Annotated in this window: 13 protein-coding genes and 1 tRNA gene; 5 read left to right on the top strand and 9 right to left on the bottom strand. The window is 46.6% G+C overall.

Features of this window, described 5'->3' with window-relative positions; translation table 11 throughout:
- Window positions 1-6: 6 nt before the first annotated feature.
- The gene (locus tag Q1V85_RS22245) at window positions 7-3105 is read right to left on the bottom strand and encodes a TonB-dependent receptor (protein WP_300603428.1); all 3099 of its coding nucleotides are present in this window, start codon (window positions 3103-3105) and stop codon (window positions 7-9) included.
- 626 nt (window positions 3106-3731) lie between these two features.
- Window positions 3732-3802 (bottom strand) — tRNA-Cys (locus Q1V85_RS22240).
- A 137-nt stretch (window positions 3803-3939) separates the two neighbouring features.
- Here Q1V85_RS22240 and Q1V85_RS22235 point away from each other — a divergent pair.
- The 5 genes from Q1V85_RS22235 (at window position 3940) to Q1V85_RS22215 (ending at window position 7964) form a co-directional block, all read left to right on the top strand.
- Window positions 3940-4815 carry a nucleoside phosphorylase gene (locus Q1V85_RS22235; protein ID WP_300603425.1) on the top strand — a complete coding sequence of 292 codons (876 nt, stop codon included), beginning with the start codon at window positions 3940-3942 and terminating at the stop codon, window positions 4813-4815.
- Window positions 4816-4938: 123 nt separating this feature from the next.
- Window positions 4939-5727, top strand: coding sequence for a diaminopimelate epimerase (gene dapF, locus Q1V85_RS22230; protein WP_300603422.1), 789 nt, complete (start codon window positions 4939-4941; stop codon window positions 5725-5727).
- Window positions 5724-6665, top strand: a complete 942-nt coding sequence (locus tag Q1V85_RS22225) for a magnesium transporter CorA family protein (protein ID WP_300603419.1) — start codon at window positions 5724-5726, stop codon at window positions 6663-6665. Before dapF ends, Q1V85_RS22225 begins: the two co-directional genes overlap by 4 nt.
- Complete coding sequence (locus tag Q1V85_RS22220; protein WP_300603416.1) at window positions 6662-7126, top strand: NUDIX domain-containing protein; 465 nt, start codon at window positions 6662-6664, stop codon at window positions 7124-7126. The genes Q1V85_RS22225 and Q1V85_RS22220 overlap by 4 nt, the downstream gene beginning before the upstream one ends.
- A 73-nt stretch (window positions 7127-7199) precedes the next feature.
- Complete coding sequence (locus Q1V85_RS22215; protein ID WP_300603413.1) at window positions 7200-7964, top strand: M12 family metallo-peptidase; 765 nt, start codon at window positions 7200-7202, stop codon at window positions 7962-7964.
- 167 nt (window positions 7965-8131) lie between these two features.
- On the opposite strand, the gene Q1V85_RS22210 is transcribed toward Q1V85_RS22215, so the two are convergent.
- The 7 genes from Q1V85_RS22210 to Q1V85_RS22180 all read right to left on the bottom strand — a co-directional run bounded on the left by Q1V85_RS22210 (window position 8132) and on the right by Q1V85_RS22180 (window position 23081).
- A complete protein-coding gene (locus Q1V85_RS22210) occupies window positions 8132-9442 on the bottom strand; it encodes a TolC family protein (protein ID WP_300603411.1) in 1311 nt (436 codons plus the stop codon).
- Between the two features lie 178 nt (window positions 9443-9620).
- Window positions 9621-10295: an ABC transporter ATP-binding protein gene (locus Q1V85_RS22205; protein ID WP_300603408.1), complete on the bottom strand. Its 675-nt coding sequence runs from the start codon at window positions 10293-10295 to the stop codon at window positions 9621-9623.
- A 210-nt stretch (window positions 10296-10505) separates the two neighbouring features.
- Window positions 10506-12911, bottom strand: a complete 2406-nt coding sequence (locus tag Q1V85_RS22200; RefSeq protein WP_300603405.1) for an ABC transporter permease — start codon at window positions 12909-12911, stop codon at window positions 10506-10508.
- Window positions 12912-13141: 230 nt separating this feature from the next.
- Window positions 13142-15574, bottom strand: a complete 2433-nt coding sequence (locus Q1V85_RS22195; protein ID WP_300603403.1) for an ABC transporter permease — start codon at window positions 15572-15574, stop codon at window positions 13142-13144.
- A 28-nt stretch (window positions 15575-15602) separates the two neighbouring features.
- Window positions 15603-17990 carry an ABC transporter permease gene (locus tag Q1V85_RS22190; protein ID WP_300603401.1) on the bottom strand — a complete coding sequence of 796 codons (2388 nt, stop codon included), beginning with the start codon at window positions 17988-17990 and terminating at the stop codon, window positions 15603-15605.
- Window positions 17991-18100: 110 nt separating this feature from the next.
- Window positions 18101-20551: an ABC transporter permease gene (locus tag Q1V85_RS22185; protein ID WP_300603398.1), complete on the bottom strand. Its 2451-nt coding sequence runs from the start codon at window positions 20549-20551 to the stop codon at window positions 18101-18103.
- 145 nt (window positions 20552-20696) lie between these two features.
- On the bottom strand, window positions 20697-23081 hold the full coding sequence (locus tag Q1V85_RS22180; protein WP_300603395.1) for an ABC transporter permease: 2385 nt from the start codon (window positions 23079-23081) through the stop codon (window positions 20697-20699).
- Between the last annotated feature and the right edge of the window lie 32 nt (window positions 23082-23113).

Raw genomic sequence — 23113 nt, 5'->3', positions numbered from 1 at the left:
AAATGATTAAATGGTGATGTTTAGCCCAACAAGGATCGTTTTCGTAGAAGGATAGATCCCGTAATCAATGCCCTGTTTGGTATTGTCCACATCATACAGGTTGGCCTCGGGGTCAAGACCGCTGTAAGGCGTTACTGTGATCAGGTTTTGCCCCGTGATGTAGAACCGCAGTTTTGTTATTTTATATTTGGTAAGCAGACTTGCGGGCAGTGTATACCCCAGTGTAATGTTCTTTACCCGCAAAAAAGAGGCATCTTCTATATAACGGTCAATCACCTGTGGCACAGGAGAGTTGGTGGCGCGGGGTTCTTTGCCTTCGGGATGCTCCAGGCTCCACCGGTCCAGCAGCGATGCTGAGGCATTTAGTGATAAGGTGGGAAGCTCCAGCTTTTGCCGGATGAAATTAAATACCTTATTCCCATAATTGCCCTGAAGAAAAACCGAAAGATCAAAACCGTATGCAGTAATGTTATTCGTGAATCCAAACGTGAACTTCGGCTGTGCATTTCCGAGGTTTACTTTATCGGCCGTGGTAATCACACCATCCTGGTTGGCATCTACATATTTCCGGTCGCCCTCCAATTGCGATACACCGGCAAGCTTGGGCACATTCGCAGCAAGATCCGCAGCGGTCAATAACCCATCCGTCCGGTATCCCCAAAACGTAGAAACCGGGAGACCGACCTTTACAATTACCGGTGACACAAATCCTGTGGGTGCTATAGGGTAATAGTAATCGACCCCTTCGCCCAGGTTTAATACCTTGTTCCTGTTTGCCGCAAAAATGACCGAAGATTTCCAGTTAAACCGGCGGCCCCGGATATTATCCGTGTTCAGAGAGAACTCAACACCACTGTTGGAAACGCTTCCGGTATTTTTCAGCACCGTATTGTACCCGGTATATAAAGGGAAGGGAACAAACAGTAACAAGTCGCTGGTTTTTTTCCCATACACATCAGCGGTAATACGGATCCGGTTTTTAAAAAAGCCTGCATCAATACCAGCATTCCACTGGGTAGTAGTCTCCCACTTCAGGTTTTCATTCGCCAGCTGCGCGGGTGCTACTCCCGTCACCAGGGCTCCGTTAAAAAAATAATTGCTGGCAGCCAGTACCGAAAGCGAGCTATAGGGCGGCACCTCCGAATTTCCGGTTTGTCCGTACGACGCCCGCACTTTCAGATTGGATATCCCGCTGCTTTGTTCGAGGAATCGCTCCTTTACAGCATTCCAGGATACACCTACAGAAGGAAAGAAACCCCATTTATTATTTTTACCCAACCGGGAAGAACCGTCCGCACGTTGCGTAAAGGATATTGAATATTTATCATCAAAGGTATAATTGATCCGGCCCAGGAAAGAGTTGAGCGCCGCAGCATGCGCATCCGAAGCGGGCAGCACCGCGGTTCCCCCAAGAGACAGGTTGTTGTATTCGGTAAGATCAGAAGCAAACTTCTGCGCACCGGCCACCGTACTTTCATCCTCCGAATATTGAGTGGTATAACCCAGCAATACATTTAACGCATGCAGGTCGCGGATATTTTTTGAATAGGTTAGCGTGTTTTCATTCAGCCAGGAACTGCCCTGTATATTTCCCACGGCGGCAATACCACCAGCAGCATAACCTGCAGCGGTATAAGAGGGCGCATAATAATTTTGTTTGGTGGTTAACTGATCCATACCAAATGAAGACTTGAGGACCAGCCCTTCAATGATCCGGTATTCAACAAAAGCATTTGCCAGACTGCGACTGATCAGTGTTTCATTTTTGGTGGCCAGGATATCCCGGAGTGCATTCGTGGGAGTGGCGATATACGGGTTCTGATTATTGTAACTCCCATCCTCATTCCAGATCTTTACGATCGGCGGCGTAAGCACCAGAGTAGGAAAAGCCCCGTTAAAACCAATGCCGCCAAAATTGGCGCCTGTTAACTTATCCTGAGCGGCCCGGCTAAGATATATATTGGCGGCCACGGTAAATTTGCTGTTCAGCTCCCGTTCATAGTTCATGCGACCGGAATAGCGCCGGAAACCGGTATTCCGCACCACACCGTCCTGGTCCAGGTAATTTCCGGAGATAAGGAACCGCGATTTTTCATCTCCGCCGGATATAGAGAGCTCATGATTTTGCGTTGCCGCACGCTGTAAAGCGGCATCCTGCCAGTTGGCGCCTTCACCAAATGCCTCGATCTGCGCTGGTGTAAACGTTGCCGGCTGATTATCGCTCTTATTAATATCATTGATCAGGGCCGCCCATTGCGCACCATTCAGCAGCTGATGTGTTTTTGCCGCCTCCTGCTTGCCGAAATACCCGCTGTAATTGAATTCTGTTCGTCCCTTACGGCCCTTCTTGGTTGTAATGATCACCACCCCATTTGCACCCCGGGAACCATAGATTGCAGTAGCCGCGGCATCCTTTAAAATATCGATGGATTCAATATCGGAAGGATTGATCGTAGACAATGCATTAATGCCGCCCCCGCTGGAGGCCCCGGTATTGGTAAGATTGTTATTATTATAAATAATAAATCCATCGATCACGTAGAGCGGATCGTTCCCGAAATTAATCGAGTTGCCTCCCCTGATCCGTATGGTAGCGGTGCTCCCCGGCTGGCCGGATGACTGCGTAACCGCAACACCGGGAACCGATCCCTGAAGCAGGTTATCAAAGGCTATTGCGGGCTGCGATAAGCTGGTTTTAGACACCGAAGCCACAGATCCGGTTATACTACTTCGCTTCTGTGTACCATAGCCTACCACCACCACTTCTCCCAGGTCATTTTTCCGCCGCTCCAAAGGAACCGCAACCACCGGGGCTGTTACATAAATTTCCCGGGTTTCATATCCCACAAAAGATACGATGATGGTAAATGGTAGTGTTTGCCCGGTTCTTAAAATGAAATGCCCCTTCTCATCGGCCCGCGACTGGTTGGTAGTGCCCTTGATCAATACGGTAGCACCGTCAAGCGGGAGCTTCGACAATGAGTCGTATACATGACCCGTAAATTGGGTATTGATAATGGTATGCGGTTCCTGGGAATAAACAGACTTTAATGATAGTGTAAACAATGAGGTTAGCAATAAAAAAACAATAAACCTTTTTTTCATTACATTTGATTTGCATTAAACAATAAGATGGCCTGTATGCCATGGCATACGGGATCTTTTAACAGGGAAACATTTTATGATGCAGCCGGGTATCTGCGCCAACAGGCCCGGCATTTTTATGTTATATCTACGAGTCGTCCATCGCGAAAAAAATCGGTTAAGTAAAAGAAAAGATTAAAAAAGGAAGGGGGCCTTAAAAAAGGCATCGGGCTAATAGTTGCAACAACAGACAAAAAGATCAAACATGCTGCCTTTGTTCCATATCAATGGTTTTTGATTCATCATGTTACTGAAAGCCGGGGAGTTCATAATAAGTTGCAAGATTAACAGTATTTTTTTAGTCCACCAAATTTATAGACTAATTATTTACAACCGGATTCATCTTCTCCCATACTGCAGCTAAATATCAATTTTCTACTAATCTCCCGACCTTTTCATTTCATCCCTCTTTCCTCTTATCGGGCTTTTGTATGACGGTTTGGAGGTCGCATATAGGTCTTGTTTTTTACCCGCGCAGTTCCAATAACAGTAAATAACATTATTGAAGAACAATCGGCAAAACCCGCTATGGCACTCTATTACATGCGAAAACCCGCTGCCAGAGCGGGTTTCACTTTTTTAACCAGAGGTCTCGAGCGGATTCGAACCGCTGTACGAGCTTTTGCAGAGCTCTGCCTAGCCACTCGGCCACGAGACCATTTTTATGCTTCCGGATCACCGGCCTGTCTGGTAATACAACATTTTAGTAACTACCATCCGGCCATTTAATCTTTGAAGGCTGGCAAAAATAGGATATTTTTGGTAAATATTTGCAAAGATTAAAGACCTTTTTTTATGAGCAGGATCGCAGAATCGGAATTGATTATCAATAACAGGGGTGCGGTATACCATCTGGATCTTCGTCCGGAAGAACTTGCCGGTACCGTAGTTACAGTAGGCGACCCCGACCGGGTGGCTGAATTCAGCAAATATTTTGATGTGATAGAGGTCAAACGCCAGCATCGCGAGTTTGTGACCCATACCGGGCTGGTAGGTGGCAAACGGCTTACGGTATTATCTTCAGGGATCGGACCGGACAATATCGATATTGTGATGAATGAACTGGATGCCCTGGTCAACATCGACTTTGAAACCCGGGAGATCCGTCCCAGTCTGCAATCGTTGAACATTATCCGCGTGGGCACATCCGGATCCTTGCAGGCCGATATCCCGGTAGACAGCTTTGTAGCCTCTACACATGGATTGGGGCTGGACAACCTGCTGAACTTTTACCGGCCGGAAGAAACGGATGAAGAAACCCAGCTCATACATTCCTTTGTAACGCATGTACAAATGCAGGGCCTGGGCATGCCGTATATTACCGGCGCCTCCCCTACCCTGTTAAAACATTTTGTGACCGACTTTCACCAGGGCATTACCGTTACCTGTCCGGGGTTTTATGGCCCGCAGGGAAGAGTACTGCGCCTGGGTGTACGGAATCCGCAACTCATCGACCGGCTGACTGATTTCAGTTTCGGTCAGCACCGCATCACCAATTTTGAGATGGAGACCTCCGCTATTTTCGGACTGGGAAAATTGCTGGGGCACCACTGCCTGGCGGTAAATGCCATTGTGGCCAACCGGATCGTAAAGGAATTTACAAAGGATGGAAAGGCTGCGGTAGAACGGTTAATTATTAAATTTCTGGAAACGTTTAAAAATAGTTTTTAACCAGCTGCAGTACAAAGGGCGTCCATCTTGCTACGCTCAGTTTATCGTCCCGGTCATATGGCATCAGCATCTCAATACGCCGCATTCGACCCAAAACGCAGGATCAACAATAAACTATAAACAATGAACATGATATTCTATAAATACCAGGGCACCGGCAACGACTTTATATTGGTGGATAACCGGGAAGGTGCCTATTCCGGACTTACGGAAGAACAAATTAAAAATCTGTGCGACCGGCGTTTTGGCATTGGAGCCGACGGTTTTATGCTGCTCAATGAAAAAGAAGGCTATGATTTTCAAATGGTATATTTCAATGCGGATGGACGCGAAGGCTCGATGTGCGGAAATGGCGGCCGCTGCATTGTACAATTTGCCCATGACCGCGGCATCCGGAAAGCCACTTATCATTTTATTGCCACAGACGGGCCACATGATGCAACCATTGAGGATGGGGAAATTGCCTTAAAAATGAAGGACGTGGAAGGTATACAGGAATACAAAACCGATTCTGTTCTGAATACGGGATCCCCTCATTATGTGCAGCTGGAACCAGATGTAATGCAGCTCGATGTATTTAAAGAAGGTAAAAAAATAAGATACAGTAAGGATTTTGCAGAAGAAGGAATTAACGTAAACTTTGTTCAGGTAAAAGAACCGGATACCCTTATTGTACGTACTTATGAGCGCGGCGTAGAAAATGAAACCTACTCCTGCGGTACCGGCGTTACAGCAGCGGCCCTGGTTTTTCATCATAATGACAATGGATTCAACGTGGTTAATATTGAAACCCTCGGCGGAAAATTAACCGTCCGTTACCGGAGGGAGCCGGATGGAGCCTTTAACAACATCTGGCTGAAAGGCCCTGCCATAAAAGTTTTTGAAGGTAGCATAAGCACCGGAGCGCTATGATCAAATACTTTAAAAATATCGATCACCACACGGTTGAGATTTCCGATCCGGAAAACGACAGCTGGGTAAACGTAGTGCCTCCGCTGAAACAGGAAGAGTTTGATGAATTATCGGACCAGCTGGAGATCCCGCTCGACTTCCTGACGGACTCACTGGATATCGATGAGCGCAGCCGTTATGATGAAGACGACAATGTAAAACTCATTGTTATCAAAACGCCCACGGAAAATAACTCTTTCAATGAAAGTGATGCCTATTACATTACCATTCCCATCATCGTTATTCTTACCCACAACCATATTGTTACGGTAAACTCTTTTGAGAATCCGGCCATAAAAAAGTTTCTGAACACTTTTCAGAACCGCCAGCCGGATAAGAAGAATATGATGGTGATCAAGATCATCGAAAAGATCGTTCAGAACTTTATGGAGTACCTGAAAGAGATCAATCAAAAGCGGAATGTGATTGAGCAAAAGCTATACGATGCCAATAAAAACGAACACTTACTGGAACTGATGAAGATCCAGAAAAGCCTGGTATATTTTGTAACAGCTCTTCGTTCCAATGAATTACTGCTGGCAAAGATACAACGCACCAAATTCCTGCAATTCACCGAAAGCGAATCCGAACTGCTGGAAGATCTTATGGTAGACAATTCGCAGGCCCTGGAAATGGCCAATATCTATACCAATATCCTTAGCAGCACGATGGATACCTTTGCCAGTATCATTGCCAATAATCAGAACCAGGTATTAAAGCGGTTGGCCATCGCCACCATTGTACTCAGTTTTCCGGTATTGATCGCCAGCATCTTTGGCATGAATGTGCCCAGCGGGTTTGAACACTCGCCCTATGCCTTTTACATTGTAGCCGTACTTTCCCTGCTGCTGGCGGTGGTGTTGGGCGTACTGGCCTTCAGAAAAAAAATACTGGAATGACATTAAAATCGTTTAACATCCGTGTTTATGGTATCCTGGTAAACGATCAGCAACAGGTGCTGGTAAGTGATGAACGGATTTATTTTAATAACCGGGAGGTTACAAAATTTCCAGGTGGCGGACTGGAACTGGGAGAAGGCACGCGGGAATGCATCATCCGGGAATGCAAAGAAGAAATGAATGTGGATGTAGCCGTAGTAGATCATCTTTATACGACCGATTTTTTTCAGCAATCGGCGTTTAATGAGGAACACCAGCTTATCTCCATTTATTATATCGTGCGTCCACTGGAACCGCTGAACTTTCCCGTAAACAACGGCACTCCGGTTTACCCTGCCACCATCACGGAAAACTTCCGTTTTGTTGACTGGGAATATTTTTCGGCGGATGTCATGACCCTGCCAATTGATAAGATTGCAGCCGGTTTATTAAAGGAACGTGACCAAACGGCCACCGGCTAGCAATAGCAGGATGTCCGCCCTTTCCATAGTTCCCGCAAAATCCGTACTTTTAGCCTTAGTTTAATCCCCCGATATGAAACGAGTTATTATCGCAATTGCGCTGATCACGGTCGTGCTGATTACGCCAACCTGTTCCAAAAAAGATGCGCCGTTTATCAACAGTGCCGGTAAAGATGCCGCAGCTTATAACAAACCCGTTGGGGCTTCTTCCAGGGATTTTCTGACAGGCAGTCATTTTACATCGCTTACCGTAGAAATACAATATGTAACGGGCTATGCGCCGGATGCAGCGGCGTTGAATCAGTTACAACAATTTTTAACAAGCCGGCTGAATAAACCCGGAGGCATCACCATCACTACTAAAGCCATCTCCGACCCGGGCGAAACACTGCTTTCCCTGAGCCGGATCCGGGAAATTGAAAATAATAACCGCATGGTTTTTAATACGGGTAGCCAACTGAGTATGTACATTCTTTACAGTAACAGCGATTTTACGGATGCCAGCACTTTAGGTATCGCATACCGGAATACTTCGGCAGCCCTGATGGGCAAAAAGATCCATGAAAATTCCGGAGGCTTTGGCCAGGTAAGCCGCACAAAACTGGAGGCCACCGTTCTGGAACATGAAGTAGGCCATCTGCTGGGATTGGTTGACCTGGGCGCGCCCATGCAATCGGCACATAAAGATGCTACCCATGGCAATCATTGCAGCAATGACCAGTGTTTGATGTATTATGCCTCAGAAACCACAGATGTATTTGGCTTCCTCTCGCGCAACAGCGCACCCTCCCTGGATGCAGGATGCCTGGCAGATCTGAAAGCTAACGGAGGCAAGTAAGCCCCGTTGGTAGCAATCAGCCTTTAAGCCATCAATTATCAGCTGATCCCCTGTTATGTTTCAGGTTTTCTGATTTCACGTTTAAAATCCCAGGCTAAATCCATTTCATCCCTGATGATTGATCCATTTTCACATTCCCACATTTTCAAATTTTCAAATTCCAATCCCTACTCCCCGCTGATCCCCTGGTAATAATTATAAATCTTCACGCGGAGCAGGTACTCATATTTTCCCCCGATCAGATCGATGTTGGCGCGGTCGAGATTGTTTTTTACCGTAAGGTATTCCACCGAATTCCATTGTCCTACGTTAAAACGCGCTTCTGCCGCACGGTAGGATTGCTGCAGGGCATTTACGCGTTCCTGTAATTTTTTATAGCGGTCAAAAGCAGCATTCATATTCACCGCAGCACCCTCGATATTCTGTTGCAATTGCGTTTTCACCGCCTTGTTATTCTGCTCAGCATCTTTCAGGTTCAGTTGGGCCAGTTTTATATTATTGCGAGCCTGCAGGTTATTAAAAATAGGAACCGACAGGGTAAAGCCCAGATTTTTATTGTTATTATTCTTTAACTGATCGATGATGCTTGCGGCTGAGGATTGTGCATAACGGCTGTTCATTCCATATCCGAAATCCAGGGTCGGAAACAGTTTGGAACGGGCTGCTTTCAATCCGTAAGCAGCGCTTTTAACGGAAAAATCGGCCGCTTTAACCTGCGCAAAACGGTCTAAGGCGGTATGATACGCTTCGGTAGCATTGGTGGTGTTTTTTTCCAGGATCTCCGCAACGGCCATTCTTTCAAAAACAATGCTGCTGTCATAAGGTACATTCATTAAAGCGCAGATATTGATCTTCGCCGTTTCCACATCACGCTTCGCATTGATAATGGTGGCCTCATCGTTGGCATACTGCCCCTGCATATCAAAAAGATCCGATGGTGCTACCGCCCCCTTTGCGTCCATATCCTTCAGCCGCTTCACCTGCTTTTCAGAAAGCCCTGCCTGATCCTTTGTTTGCGAAAGGATATCCTGCGCGCTCATCATCTGCAGATAGGCCAGGATCACGTTGAGCGTAATATTATCTTTTTGTTGCTGCCAGTTCATACCGGAAGCTTCGGCGGTCATGGCCGCCTGCCGGGCCGTATTTTGCAGGTTCATTCCCCTGAAAAGCGTTACACCGCCGGAAATATTATAATCACCGGAATAAATATTGTTATCAACAAATGCATTGGTGGTATTGTCAATGCTCCGGCCGAAAGACCAGCCATGGCTGGCGGAGGCATTGAGGTTGGGCCACATATTTAACCGGGCCTGTTTGCGTGCGATGGCATCACGTCCGGCCTGGTTTCCCGCCTGCGTTACCAGCAGGTTACTCTTTAGCGCCGTATCAATACATTGCTCCAGGGTAAAATTTGCCTGCTGCGAAAAAACCGCCAACGGAACCATATAAAAAAAACATCCAATTAAAAAAAACTTCATGAATTGAGATTTGGGAATTTAGATATCAGCTGTCAGTCGTCAATTATCAGCTATCAGTTATCAGTTATCAGTCCTCAGTCGTCAGTTATCAGTTATCAGCTATTAGCTATCAGCAGTCATTACCTATAACCATTGCCTATTGACCATTGCCTATTAACTATTAACTATTCACCATTGCCTATTGCCTATTCCGCTCCACGTGCCCGTCCAGCAGGTGAATGATCCGCGAACCATATTCTGCATTCTTTTCGGAATGTGTTACCTGGATAATGGTTACGCCCTCCTGGTTCAGTTGCCTGAACAATTCCATGATCTCCTCCCCCTGTTTTGAGTTCAGATTACCGGTAGGCTCGTCTGCCAGCAACAGTTTGGGATTCCCGATCAATGCCCTTGCAATACCCACCAGCTGCTGCTGCCCTCCGGAAAGCTGGGTGGGGAACAGGTCTTTCTTTCCCACGATCTGGAAACGGTCCAGCATATCTGCCACCAGTGCCTTCCGTTCAGCGGTTTTGATCCCCTTATACAGGAGCGGTGTTTCTATGTTCTCATATACCGTAAGCTCATCAATCAGGTGATACGCCTGAAATACGAAGCCGATATACTGTTTGTACAAAGCCGTGCGTTGTTTCTCTTTCATCTGTTGTACTGCTTCTCCCATAAAGCGGTATTCGCCCTCATCAAAATCATCCAGCATACCAATTACATTCAGCAGGGTTGATTTTCCCGAACCGGAAGGTCCCATTACCGAAACAAATTCCCCCTCATCAATATCCAGGTTAATGTCCTTGAGCAGGAATGTGCGGTTAATGCCCGTGTTCACCCATTTGTAAATGCCTCTTAACGATAATAACATATGTATAGTTTATGATCTTTGATTATAATTTTATCTTCTATTGCCTATTGCCTATTGACCATTCACCGTCTGCATCCCTCGTCTCCGCTGCAAGCGCCCGCCAGGCAGCAATTGCCCGGCAGGTAAGCTGCGCGGTTCCTTGTTCAATATACATGTACAGTGGTGATGATTGTAGTTTTAATGATCTTTTATTTTAATTCCAAATTCCCGCTATTCATTTCGCAACGCTTTTACCGGATTGGCGATGGCAGCCTTTGCGGTTTGTGCCCCAATCAGCAAAAAGGTTACCACTGCGATGCAAACAACGGCGATCATAAAGATACTTACTGAAAGAGTTATATGATAGGCGTAGTTTTGCAACCAATTACTCATGAGCCAGTACCCCAAAGGTGCAGCCACTAACACGGCTATCAGCAGCACTGCCACAAATTCTTTTGCAAGCAAGGTTACGATATGAGCAGCCGAAGCGCCCAGTACCTTTCGCACGCCTATTTCCTTGATCCGTTTTTGTATGTTTAACGATACCAGGCTGAATATGCCTAATAATACAATAACAAGGGCTAATATACCCGAAACATAAGCCGCCTTCTTTAACTGCACTTCCTTTGCATATAACAACTGCAACTCCTCATCCATAAAACGGTATTCAAAGGCCGTTTCCGGTATCAACGCCGACCATTTTTGTTGTACGGCCTGTAAAGAAGCCTGCGTATTCCCCGGCTTTAACTTGAACGACAGAAAGCGGTAAGTTGGATTAAAATGAATATTGAACATCAGGATCGGCGGGATCTTTCCGGACATCGGCCCAAAATGAAAATCACCGGCAATACCTTTTACCGTAAATACGGTTGGATCTCCGGGTATTTGCAGCTGCCTGCCAATGGCTTCCGCCGCAGTGGTATATCCCAGGGCCCGGGCACCTGTTTCATTCAAAATAACCTGTCCGGAGTCCCTGCGGTACCCGTCAAAAAAGCGGCCGCCTTTTAAAGGAACCTGGTAGGTACTTAAGTATTTTTCGTCAATGGATAAAAGCTGAAAAGAAAGCGCCGAACGGGAATCGGCCCCTATTTTGTGTATGGGAACCTGTCCGCCATTGTTTCCATTCGGAATTTCATAGGACAATGATACATCCGCCACCTCCGGCAATGAAGCAAACTGGTCGCGGATGGCGATCATTTTATCTACTCCGGTGCTCGACCAATTACGGGGTACCTGTGCAGACACTATAAATGCTTTATTATATCCAAGACTTCTGCCAAAAAAATAAGAAACCTGCCGGGTGATCACCAGCGCTGCAATCAATACCAGCAACGCCACTGCAAACTGGAAGGTCACCAGGCTTCTTCGCAGTAATATATGTGCCGCTGCCGACTTCAGCGTTCCCTTGAGGGCATACACCATATTCAATGAAGAAAGCCGGAGTGCAGGGTACAGCCCGGATAAAATACCGGCAACCAATACGAACAACACCGGGATACCGGCAAAATACCCTGGGAAAGCCGACAATACCGGCAATGGCTTGCCAACAATGCCGGCAAAAATACCCCGGGCAAGCGGATAAACAACAATCGCCAGCAATACCGCGATGGCTACCAGGAGTGTAGATTCTGAAAGAAACTGAAACACCAGTTGCCGCTTTCGCCCCCCGATCACTTTGCGTACGCCAATCTCCCGCATACGGGCGCTGGCGCTGCTGATGCTAACATTGATAAAATTGATCAGTGCCATCAACAGGATAAACAATCCCACCAGTGATAAGGTATAAATGGTACGTTGTACCAGGCGGTTATCCCTGCTCAAATGATAATCTGTAAGGCGAACCGGAACAACGGCTAACTTTTGTTGCACGTCGGCCGTAGTATTTTGTTTAATAAGCTGCCGGATGGGGGCTTGCAGATCTGCCGGCCGCACACCGTCCTGCAATTCGATATAAGAAGCAATGTAAATATTTTGCCAGGCATCCGGATCGTTCCGTCCAAAATATTTATAGTTCACAACCGGCACAAAGAGCTGGCTCGGATCGCCTCCTGTTAACTGCATCACCGTATTCTCCGGAACATCGTTAAGTACACCGGTGATCCTAAAATCGTGAATATCGCCTGTAAAACTGCGGATAGCCAGTGTTTGTCCCACAACATCGGTACGATTAAAATAAGCAAGTGCGATCTTCCTGCTGATCACTACTGAAAATGGCTGCTCCAGTGCTGTAGCGGCATCCCCCTGCAACAACTGAAACCCGTACATATGCAGCAGTGTAGCATCGCCCAGCTGTACATCCTGTTTTAGTTTCTTATCTCCCTTTGCAACGACTGCCGTAATTCCATCGAACCGGTAATAATTCTTTACAAGATTCGGATAATCTTCTTTCAGCCGTTTTGCCAGTGGGCCCAATGTAGCCAGGTCCGTTCCCATATTCGGATCCCTCCATGCACTGGTAAGGATATACTGGTTGTGCGCATTTCGCAGGTTTCGGTTCACCCGGTATTCACTCCATACATAAGCGCCGATCAAAAAGAAAAACAGGATACCGGCAAACAGCCCAATGATATTTACGGTGCTGTACAATGCATGTTTCCGGATATTCCGCCACGCTATTTTTATATAGTTTCTGATCATGCCCGTGCTGTCTTTAAAGATCGGGAACTGTTTTTAAGCTTCCCATTACGACCTTTGGTTTCAACCTTGATGCCACGAACATAAACAATTGATAAAAAATACATTACACAGAAAGACAGGCAACAGGTTGTGCGTTTTTAAAACAGGAACTGTCCGGTTTCGATACAGTTTTTTTGTCCAGGGCGGATATTGATCCATTAAGAATCAGGACTTCCTGTATCCATCGGCGCTTACTCCGTCTGCAATTTTCTGGCTGTATTCGAAACAACAGTTCCAAAAACCCTTGCAACAATAAGCAGCCCCACAAGGATCACCACCAGCGCAGCCACTCCCAGGTAAATGCTGATGCTCTGCTGCGTACGGTATGCATACCCTTCCAGCCACAGGGTTATGAGATAATAAGCCAGCGGCCAGGAAACCAGGTTCGCAATTACCCAAAGCCATAGATACTCCCTCATAAAAAGCATAAAAATATTGCGCAGCTTCGCACCTAAAACCTTACGGATCGCAATTTCTTTTTCGCGCCGGATCAGCATTACGGACACGACGCTGAACATACCGGCGATAACGATAAAAAGACAAAATAGGGTTGCCGCAAATGTTGCTTTCTTCAACTGTAATTCCGATTGATACAGCGCGGAAAATTTGTCGTCCATAAATGTATAGTCGAAAGGCGCATTGGGCGATAACTGCTGCCAGCGGTCTTTAACCTGTCGTACTGATGCCTCGTTGGCATGATCCAGCTTAATAATCAGATAACGGTATCCCGGCATATCATTTACGTGCAATATTGCCAGCGGTCCAATAGCATCCCGCATGGTAGCTATATTATAGTTTTTCACAATCCCTGATACCGTAAGTGTTTCACCTGCGGAGCTTTTTAACAGTTTACCGGTTGCGCTATCCGCTTCAAGTCCCAATAACCGGGCGGCGGTTTCGTTTAAAACAATCTGTCCGGGGATAAAGTTCTTTTTATAGTTCAGGAAATTTCCGGCCTTCATATGTAGCTGAAAGGTTTCACCATAATCCTCATCACTTATGAATGAAGGAATGGAGACCGGCACCGGCTGCCCTTTTACCGGCAGCAGCTCAACGGGACTGTTCATCGGCACCCGATCGGGAAGATCGAAGCTTAAGGTTGCACTTTTTACCCGGGGCAGTTTCAATAGTTCCTGCTTAATATGTTCCATATGCTGAACACCCGTTTCATCCCAGCGTTTTGGGAACGCGGTAACAACCAGCAATTGATCTTTGTTATAGCCTGCATCCCGTTCAAAAATAAAATGCACCTGCTTGGCTACAATAACAGCACCTATAAAGACCAGGATGGCAATAGAAAATTGTATAACCAGGACTACCCTGCGTAACAACCGGCCCCGTTCCACCGTATCTGTTATTCCCTTTACCGATGTTACAATATGCGAACGGCTTAATAAAAGAGCGGGGTAAATTCCGGCAAGGAGCCCAACAACGATAACGAGTAACACAAAGCTTACAACTATTTTTCCGTCAAATGCTTTTAATAATAAAAGATCCATACCCAGTATCTGTGAAAACCAGGGACCTGCGATCTGATAAAAAATCAGCGCGATAAAGCCGCTAATTGCTGTCAGCATCCATGCTTCAATCAAAAACAGCAACAGCAGTTCCTTCTTTCCGCTTCCAAATACTTTTCTTAACCCAGCCTCTTTTATACGGGCCGTAGCTGCAGCAACGGAGCTGTTGATGAAACTGGATGTGGCCATTAACAATACAAATACGGCAATCATGCTAAAAACAGCAATCATCTTTTTCACAGCATTATTATTGTCTGTAAGATAAAAATCCTTTACCGGGGCGTACAGGACCGTAAGATGCTCCCTGAAAAACGAAGGTGCATGTTTTGCAAGCACTTGCCGGGAAGGTTGCACAAGATCCGCGGGTGTAACGCCATTCTTCAATTCGACCATGGAGATACAGGAATTATTATTCCAGTCAATCAATGGATCACCATCCGGATAGTACCGGCTGCCATTGCCAGGGATAAAAACATTATACCCATCCGGGTAGCCCTGCGTAAACACAGAATTGTAAGGAAGATCTTTCAAAACAGCCGAGATCCTGTAATCCTGCTTCAGGTTTTCCGTCACCGTTTGTATGGAAATAATTTTGCCAACTGCATTGCTGTAACCAAATAGTTTTTTTGCCATTGTTTCGGTAATAACTGCCGCGTTGTTATGCTCGAATGCCCTGCTGGCATCACCATACAGAACAGGCAACCCATACATGGAAACAAAGCTGGTGTCTCCAATCGCTATATTTTCTTTAAAAAATTTATCGCCCGCAGAAACCACATTGGAGACGGGGATAAACCGGTAATAGTTTTTCACAAGTCCCGGATAGGTTTCTTTTAACGTTTTGGCAAATGGTGCGCGGCCGGCAACCTCCGCTCCCCCCTCTTTTGTTTTCCACTTGTTTTTAATAATATACTGCTGGTCGATATTCCGGAACTGGTGATTAACCTGCTTCTGCTGAAAAATATAAACGCCGATCACCAGTGTAAAACAGAAACCCATGGCAAGGCTCAATATACCAACAGCAGAAAGAACACTGCGTTTGGCAATATTTCTCCATGCGATTTTTAAATAGCTCTTTATCATAATCGATGCGGTTTGAGCGTTCATACCATTGCTATTCACTATTGCCCATTGGCTACTCTGATCGTAACGAGCGAACCGGGTTGGCACGTATGGCCCTGATGATCTGAAAACTAATCGTACACACAGCAATCAACAGGGACGCAACTGCCGGGAATAAAAACAGCGGCCAGGAAACATCGATGCGATAATTATACCGGTGCAGCCAGCCCCCCATCGCATAATACCCGGCAGGTACGGCCACTGTAATGGCAATCACCACTAATAGGATAAGCTCTTTGGAAAGCAGGTTCCAGAGCCCTGTTACCGGCGCACCCAGCACTTTGCGGATGCCGATTTCTTTTGTACGTTGTTCGGTCATAAAGGAAGCAATGCCAAATAATCCCAGCAGGCTGATAAAAATAGCCAGCCCCGAAAATAAGGTGGCAAGCTTTCCGATCCGCTCCTCATTTACAAATTTTTTAGCATAATCCTCATCTACAAAGGAGTATTCAAAAGGAGCAAAGGGATTGTGTTTTTGAAAAATACCGGCAATGGTTTTCATCGATTCCGACAGAGGACGCGCGGGGTTCATCCGCAATACCATAAAATTACCGGGCTCGCGCAGCATTGGAAAAACGACCCGGCTGTCATCGCCAAATGGAGACGTCATCATTACATTTTTCACCACGCCCAATATCGTATAATTTTTTCCATGCCAGGTAATTACTGTTCCCGTCGGGTGTGGAATGCCCATATACCTGGCAGCATTTTCCGTTATCACAAGGCCATTGGAATCTGTTGGAAATGCTTTTGAAAAACCCCGTCCCTCTACAAATTGCCAGCCCGCCACTTTTCCAAATTCAATGGATGCCGCCACCACGGCAAACCTTCCGTCCACAGAAGGCGCTTTCCCCTTCCAATCGAATCCATCACTCCCCACCCATATTTCCGTAACCGGACATTGCGATAATGCCATTTCGAGCACAGCCCCCGAAGCCAGCAGTTCATTACGGATCTGCGGTGTACGGGCATAAATTTCGGGCGTAGTCATTTGTACCGACAATAGCCCTTCCCGGTTATATCCCACCGGCCGGTTTTTTGCATATTGTATTTGCCTGTAAATAATCGTTGTGCCGATGATCAAAAATATAGAAATGGAAAATTGTAACACTACCAGCACTTTTCGCGGAATATGAGCACCAGCACCACCCTTAAAAAGACCTTTTAATACTTTAACCGGTTTGAAGGATGACAAATAAAAAGCAGGATAACTCCCCGCCAGCAGACCGGTAATCATACAGATCAGCATCCCGGCCAGCCAGAACCAGCCACTGAACCAACGCACACGAATATCTTTATCGGTAAGCGCATTAAACCAGGGCAACGCAAGCTGAACAATAACAATCGCCAGCAGGAATGAAATCATAGTAGTCAGCACCGACTCTCCAAAGAATTGTACAATCAATTGTGTACGGCGGGAACCGATCGTTTTCCGGATACCAACTTCCCGGGCGCGTTTGATACTCCTTGCCGTACTAAGATTCATAAAATTGATACAGGCCAGCAGCAATACAAAAAAACCGATCGCCCCAAAAAGCCAGAGGTATTGCAGATTTCCAGGAACGCTGTGTCCCCTTTCATCAAAATCATAAAGATGCCAGCGGCTCATCGGATGCAGGATGAGGTTTGTAACTACCTGCTCACCCGGCGGCTGTGTTATATGGGCTGCAAGAACATTCCTGATCCTGGCAGACACATCCTCCATGCGAACATTGGGCGCCAGCTGAACAGCCAGCTTAAAGAGATTATAATTCCAGTTCCCCTTTTCTTTTCCGATCCAGTCCCAGTTGGATACCGCAAACTGCCAGGGAGCAATAAACTCCGCATCTCCGCTTAAGGATGTATTCTTTGGGAGATCTTTATAAACGCCCGCCACCTTTACGTTAAACTGGTTGGTGATGCGTATTACCTGGTTTAGCGGATCCTTGTTTCCAAAAAGCCTCCGGGCCATCGATTGCGATAACAACACAGAGGCCGGATCATTCAAGGCATTTTTATTCCCGCTCAGCAGTTCCAGGGAAAACATTGACGGCCCGTCGGGCTCCATAAACGTTCCCTTGGCAGACAATTTCTTTTCCGCATATGTAATATTATAAACACCACTGTACACCAGGGAGACACCCTCAAATGCTGCTCCATAATCCCTGCGCAGTGCTTCGGCCAGCGGCATTGGAAGCGCCCAATCCGTATAAGTAGTATGATCTTTGGTGTGTTGCTGTAATACCAGCGCCATACGCTTATGGTTTTTAAAAAAACGGTCAAACGATAGTTCATCCCAGATCCATAGCGCGATCAGTGATACAACTGCCAGGCCAATGGTAAGTCCAAAAATATTAATGAGCCCATAACTCCGGTTCTTAACCAGATTCCGCCAGGCCGTTGTAAAATAATTTTTAATCATTGTTCAAGATTTAAGTTTTGGGCAATACCAGTACTAGCTATTTCCTATTTCCTATTCCCTACTGACTACTCCCTATTCACTATTCACCATTCACTATTGCCTATTGCCCCCTACTCCGACCGCAACGCCTTCACCGGGTTCGCCATCGCCGCCCGTACCGTTCGGATACTGAGTGTTACCGCTGCCAGCATCAACATCAGCAACCCGCTCAACGCAAATACCCACCAGCTCATCGTTGTTTTGTACGCGTAGTTTTGCAGCCATTTGTAAGCCGCCCACCAGGCAACCGGCGCCGCAATTACAAAAGCCAGCACCACCAGTACTATAAACTCCTTCGACAAAAGCGTTACGATCTGTTTCACCGGTGCTCCCAGCACCTTACGCACCCCGATCTCTTTGGTACGGCTATTCGTAGTATAAATCACCAGTCCCAACAATCCCAGACAGCTGATTAAAATAGTGAGGGCCGTAGCCCATTTCAACAACCCTTCTGTAGCCTGTTCATTTTTATAAAAACCGGCAACCATCTCATCCACAAACGAATATTTAAACGGTTCTTCGGGGTATAGCTGCCTGTAGACACCCTGTATCTTCGAAACAGTCGTGGCCCACGACATTCCTGCATTTGCCGGCGCAAGCCGTATATGAAAAGTAGCGCCCGTTCCGTTTCTAAATACCATCGGACTGATCCGGGATTTCAACGACATATCATGAAAATCTTTTATCACACCTACAACCGGTACCAATGCTTTGTCATTCCATCTCAGGTAGGTGCCAAGCGCCTGTTCCGGATGCTGAAACCCCATTTCCCTGGTAAATGTTTCGTTAACCAGGAACTCATTTACAGAGTCATTTGCAGAAACATTTCTTCCTGCAGCCAGCTTCAGGTCATATACCTTCAAATACGCGGTGTCGCCCCACCGGATCTGGGCCTGAGGATTGACTGTTTCTTTACCGTTGCTATAGGACACATTTACAAAAGCTACACCCGCATCTGCAGGTGAAAAAAAGCCGGAACTTACCGACTGCACACCGGGAATCTCTTTTATACGATGGATCAATACAGCCCTGTGGGCATTCAGGCTATCCCGCGGAATATTAAACGTTACAACCGCATCCTTATTAAAGCCCATGTCTGCATGTGTCGAATACCGGATCTGCTTCCCCACCATCAGGGTTGCGATCACAAAAAACTGGGCAATTACAAACTGCCCCACGGTAAGCATTTTCCGTATCCAAACATGTCGCGACTGAGCGGCAACCGTAACCGAACGCTTTAAAACCAGTACCGGTTTATAGCTGCATAGGATCAGTGCGGGGTAAATCCCCGCAGCCAGGCTGATGAACAGGGTAAGTGCCAGCAAAAAAAGCACCACCTCCCGATGGTATAGAAAGTCTGCTGTTAATCCCTCAGGCGTGTACGCCGCAAACAGTTTCAGAATCCAGGGTGTTAAAAGCACTGATAATAGTGTAGCCATTAATGTTACCAAAAATATTTCGCTGAGCACCTGCAGGACCAGCTGCATCCTGGAACTACCGATTGTTTTACGGATTCCGATTTCCCGGGCACGTTGCGATGACTGGGCAGTAGAAAGATTTATAAAATTAATACATCCAAGCAATAACAGAAATCCGGCAACCGCCAACAGTCCGTAAAGCGTTGTTTTGCTTGCAAGCCGGGAATCAAAGCTTTGAAACTGGCTGTTGAAATGCATATCAGACAGTGGTTGCAGCATCAGCGTTATGGTATTCCCCGGTTTTTTCAGCGGGTCGTAGTGCCGCCTGAATAATGCATTCACAGCGGCGGCAGCCTGTTCCCTTGTGTATCCCTTTGACAGCTTTACATACAACTGCGAATAGGCCATCCAGTCATCCCAAACGTTCATCATAAAATTATCCCTGAGACTGGTAACCGCAATGGTGGGCAGGGATATAAATTCTTTAGCCTTGAAATCTGTAGGCTGATCCAGATCCTTTACAATACCGGTTACCGTTGCTGTGATCCCGTTGTATTGCAGCTGCCTTCCAACAAGCATATGTGCGGGTATCCCCGGAAAATACAGCAGGGCCCTGCTTTCCGTCAACACTACGGTATACGGATCTTTTAATGCTCCTTTAGCATTACCGGCCATCCACTGATAGCCCAGCAGGCTCATATAATCAGCATTCGTAAAAACAACATTCTTTTGCTTTTTAAAAACCTGGCGCTTTCCATCCTTTTCTTCACGGATCATTACATCTGCGGAAGCATCCCCCTGGAACTGAAACACCGGAACCGTCTGCTCCACCCCGGTGATTTCTCCTGCGATGGCACTGCCAAGCGGTGCCGGCACACCGGCACTGAAACCCTGTGCTTCACCTCCAAACGTTGCCCCCAACACAACCCTGTAAATGCGATCCCGGTCCTGTTGAAAACGATCGAATCCGAATTCATAAGAAACGATCATAAAGATCACCAGGGAGGCACTGATACCAATAGCCAGTCCCAGTACATTGATACCTGAAAAAGTCTTATGCTTCAGGATACTGCGCCACGCCGTTTTAAAATAACTTTTGATCATTGTTCAAAATTTAAGTTTTGCACATACCATTGAACCGGTAGATTTACAACCATAGCGCACCTACTCCCTACTCCCTATTAACTACTCCCTACTCCCTATTAACTATTCTCTATTAACTATTCACCATTGCCTATTGACGATCCCCTTATTCCGACCGCAACGCCTTTGCCGGGTTCATCAGCGCAGTTTTAATAGCCTGGAAACTCACGGTAAGAATGGTTAACAATAATGCCGCGGCGCCGGATAAAAGAAATACCCCAAAAGACAAATTGGTCCGGTAGGTATACTGCTGCAGCCACTGGTGCAGGTAATACCATGCAAAAGGGATGGCTATAAAACAGGCCAGCAGTACCAGCAGCAGAAACTCTACAGACAACAGACGCCAGAGCTGATACACATTTGCCCCCAAAACTTTACGTAAACTGATCTCTTTTCTCCGTTGTTCCGCTACAAAGGATGCCAGGCCAAATACCCCCAAACAGGAGATAAATACGGCCAGTATGGTAAACAAAACCGACAACCGGCCAATGCGCTGCTCATCGGCAAATTTATTGGCGTAAACCTCGTCGTTAAACGCATAATCAAACGGAGCATGGGGGTTGTATCTTTTAAATACCTGCTCAATTTTTCCTAATGCGGTATGAATGGGCGCGCCCTGTTTTATAGCAACGGTAACCACATTCGCCCAATCCGGATTGTTTATAAAAACAGTAGGCACTGGTGGTGCATAAGGCGATGTCATTACCATATCCTTTACTACCCCAATCACCGTATATACCTTATCATTATGACGAAGCTCCCGGCCAACAACCTGTTCTGCTCCGCCTACTTGTTTCACTGCGGCTTCATTAAGAATGACCGACAATGTATCGGCAGGAACACTGCTGTAAAAATCCCGTCCATCCTTAATACTCCAGCCGATGGTATTTCCAAAATCGGCAGTTATCCCAATCAAACCAAAGGTGGGTAAATGATCCGGTGCCTTCCCGCTCCATTCAAACCGGTTGCTGAAACTAAAAACGTCCATTGTAGGACTTGAGGACTCTGCCATATTTGCCACCACGCCTGTAGCCAGTAATTCATTCCGCAAGGCATCGTAATGTCCATAAAGATCTGGAGTATTCATCTGTACGGTTATCAATCCCTCCTTGCGGTAGTTGACCGGCCGGTCTTTTGAATACCGGATCTGCTTAAACACGATCACGCTGCCAATGATCAGCGCTATCGAGAAGGAGAACTGAAGCACCACGAGCACTTTGCGTGGCAACGAAGCAGCCTTTCCCTCCCTGATCCTGCCTTTTAACACCTTTACAGGTCTGAACTTTGAAAGATAAAACGCAGGGTACATTCCCGACACCAGCCCCGTAATGATCATAAAGCCCACTGCGGCCAACCAAAACCCAACAGAATACCATGGAAACAGGAGCTGCTTACCCGCCAGCGCATTAAACAAAGGCATGGTCAAAAGCACCAGCAAAACAGCCAGCAGGAAGGAAAAAAAAGTGGTCAGCACAGACTCTGCCAAAAACTGCCGGATCAGCTGGCGCCTGCCAGAGCCGATCGTTTTACGAACCCCTACTTCCTTTGCGCGCTGCTCACTACGCGCCGTGGAAAGATTCATAAAATTAATGCCGGCCAGCAATAAGACAAAGACGCCGATCACGGAAAAAAGGTATACAAAACGGATAGCGCCGCCAACCGATCTTCCATTTTCAAATTCGCTGTACAAATGCCAGCGATCCATCGGAAATAACCCGGCCTGTTCCTGCTCTTTCTTAATTGCCTTATGCGTCATCACCACATTTCCTATTTTGCGGGAAACGGCGTTCATATCAGCCCCTTCAACCAGTTCTGCAAACACCTGGAACGATTGTTCGTCCCAATCAGCAGCGGCTTTCCGGATCCATTCTGTTGTAGTGATGTATTTCTTCCAGGGCAGCAACAGTTTTGTTTCATAAAAAGAGCTGTTCCTTGGTAAATCTTCATAGACGCCCGCCACTGTGAAGTTATCTTTATTATCGAAGCGGATCGTTTTTCCTACCGCTGTTTCATTACCAAACAAGCTCTGAGCAACGGATGCACTCAGCAAAACAGCAGAAGGATCCTTCAGTGCCTGGATATTACCGCTAAGCATCCTAAACGAAAACATAACAGGAAAGGCGTCCTCCGTCCAGAGCCCTGAAGCGCCTATTTTTTTGTCACCTACGGCAAGTACATGGCCAAAATTCCAGGAGGCTGCGGCAACATTTTTAAAATCGCTGCCATATTTATTGCGCAGAGCGGCTGCAACCGGTATACAGGAAGCCTGCTCTGTTGACAGGGAACCGTCGTTACTGCGATAGGTACGCATCAACTGCACCAGCCTTGCATGGTTATGATGGTACGTATCAAAATGTAGTTCATCCCATACCCAGAAACTGATCAGCATGGCAACGGACATGCCCACAGCCAGACCGGATATATTCAGGATGGAGTACAGCTTATTTCTTGTCAGATTCCGCCAGGCGGTTGTAATAAAATTCCGGAACATTGTTTCTTATTTACAAGTCATCAGCCTTTGAT

Source organism: Niabella sp., from assembly GCF_030150205.1.
GTDB lineage: Bacteria > Bacteroidota > Bacteroidia > Chitinophagales > Chitinophagaceae > Niabella.
Note: the sequence above shows the minus strand (reverse complement) of the source record. Positions and strands in the feature narration are given on the sequence as shown.

Coding starts and splice junctions, on each gene's coding strand:
- Q1V85_RS22180 (WP_300603395.1), bottom strand. CDS start 23,081: ATGTTCCGGAATTTTATTACAACCGCCTGGCGGAATCTGACAAGAAAT.
- Q1V85_RS22245 (WP_300603428.1), bottom strand. CDS start 3,105: ATGAAAAAAAGGTTTATTGTTTTTTTATTGCTAACCTCATTGTTTACA.
- Q1V85_RS22210 (WP_300603411.1), bottom strand. CDS start 9,442: ATGAAGTTTTTTTTAATTGGATGTTTTTTTTATATGGTTCCGTTGGCG.
- Q1V85_RS22220 (WP_300603416.1), top strand. CDS start 6,662: ATGACATTAAAATCGTTTAACATCCGTGTTTATGGTATCCTGGTAAAC.
- Q1V85_RS22195 (WP_300603403.1), bottom strand. CDS start 15,574: ATGAACGCTCAAACCGCATCGATTATGATAAAGAGCTATTTAAAAATC.
- dapF (WP_300603422.1), top strand. CDS start 4,939: ATGAACATGATATTCTATAAATACCAGGGCACCGGCAACGACTTTATA.
- Q1V85_RS22235 (WP_300603425.1), top strand. CDS start 3,940: ATGAGCAGGATCGCAGAATCGGAATTGATTATCAATAACAGGGGTGCG.
- Q1V85_RS22185 (WP_300603398.1), bottom strand. CDS start 20,551: ATGATCAAAAGTTATTTTAAAACGGCGTGGCGCAGTATCCTGAAGCAT.
- Q1V85_RS22225 (WP_300603419.1), top strand. CDS start 5,724: ATGATCAAATACTTTAAAAATATCGATCACCACACGGTTGAGATTTCC.
- Q1V85_RS22200 (WP_300603405.1), bottom strand. CDS start 12,911: ATGATCAGAAACTATATAAAAATAGCGTGGCGGAATATCCGGAAACAT.
- Q1V85_RS22205 (WP_300603408.1), bottom strand. CDS start 10,295: ATGTTATTATCGTTAAGAGGCATTTACAAATGGGTGAACACGGGCATT.
- Q1V85_RS22215 (WP_300603413.1), top strand. CDS start 7,200: ATGAAACGAGTTATTATCGCAATTGCGCTGATCACGGTCGTGCTGATT.
- Q1V85_RS22190 (WP_300603401.1), bottom strand. CDS start 17,990: ATGATTAAAAATTATTTTACAACGGCCTGGCGGAATCTGGTTAAGAAC.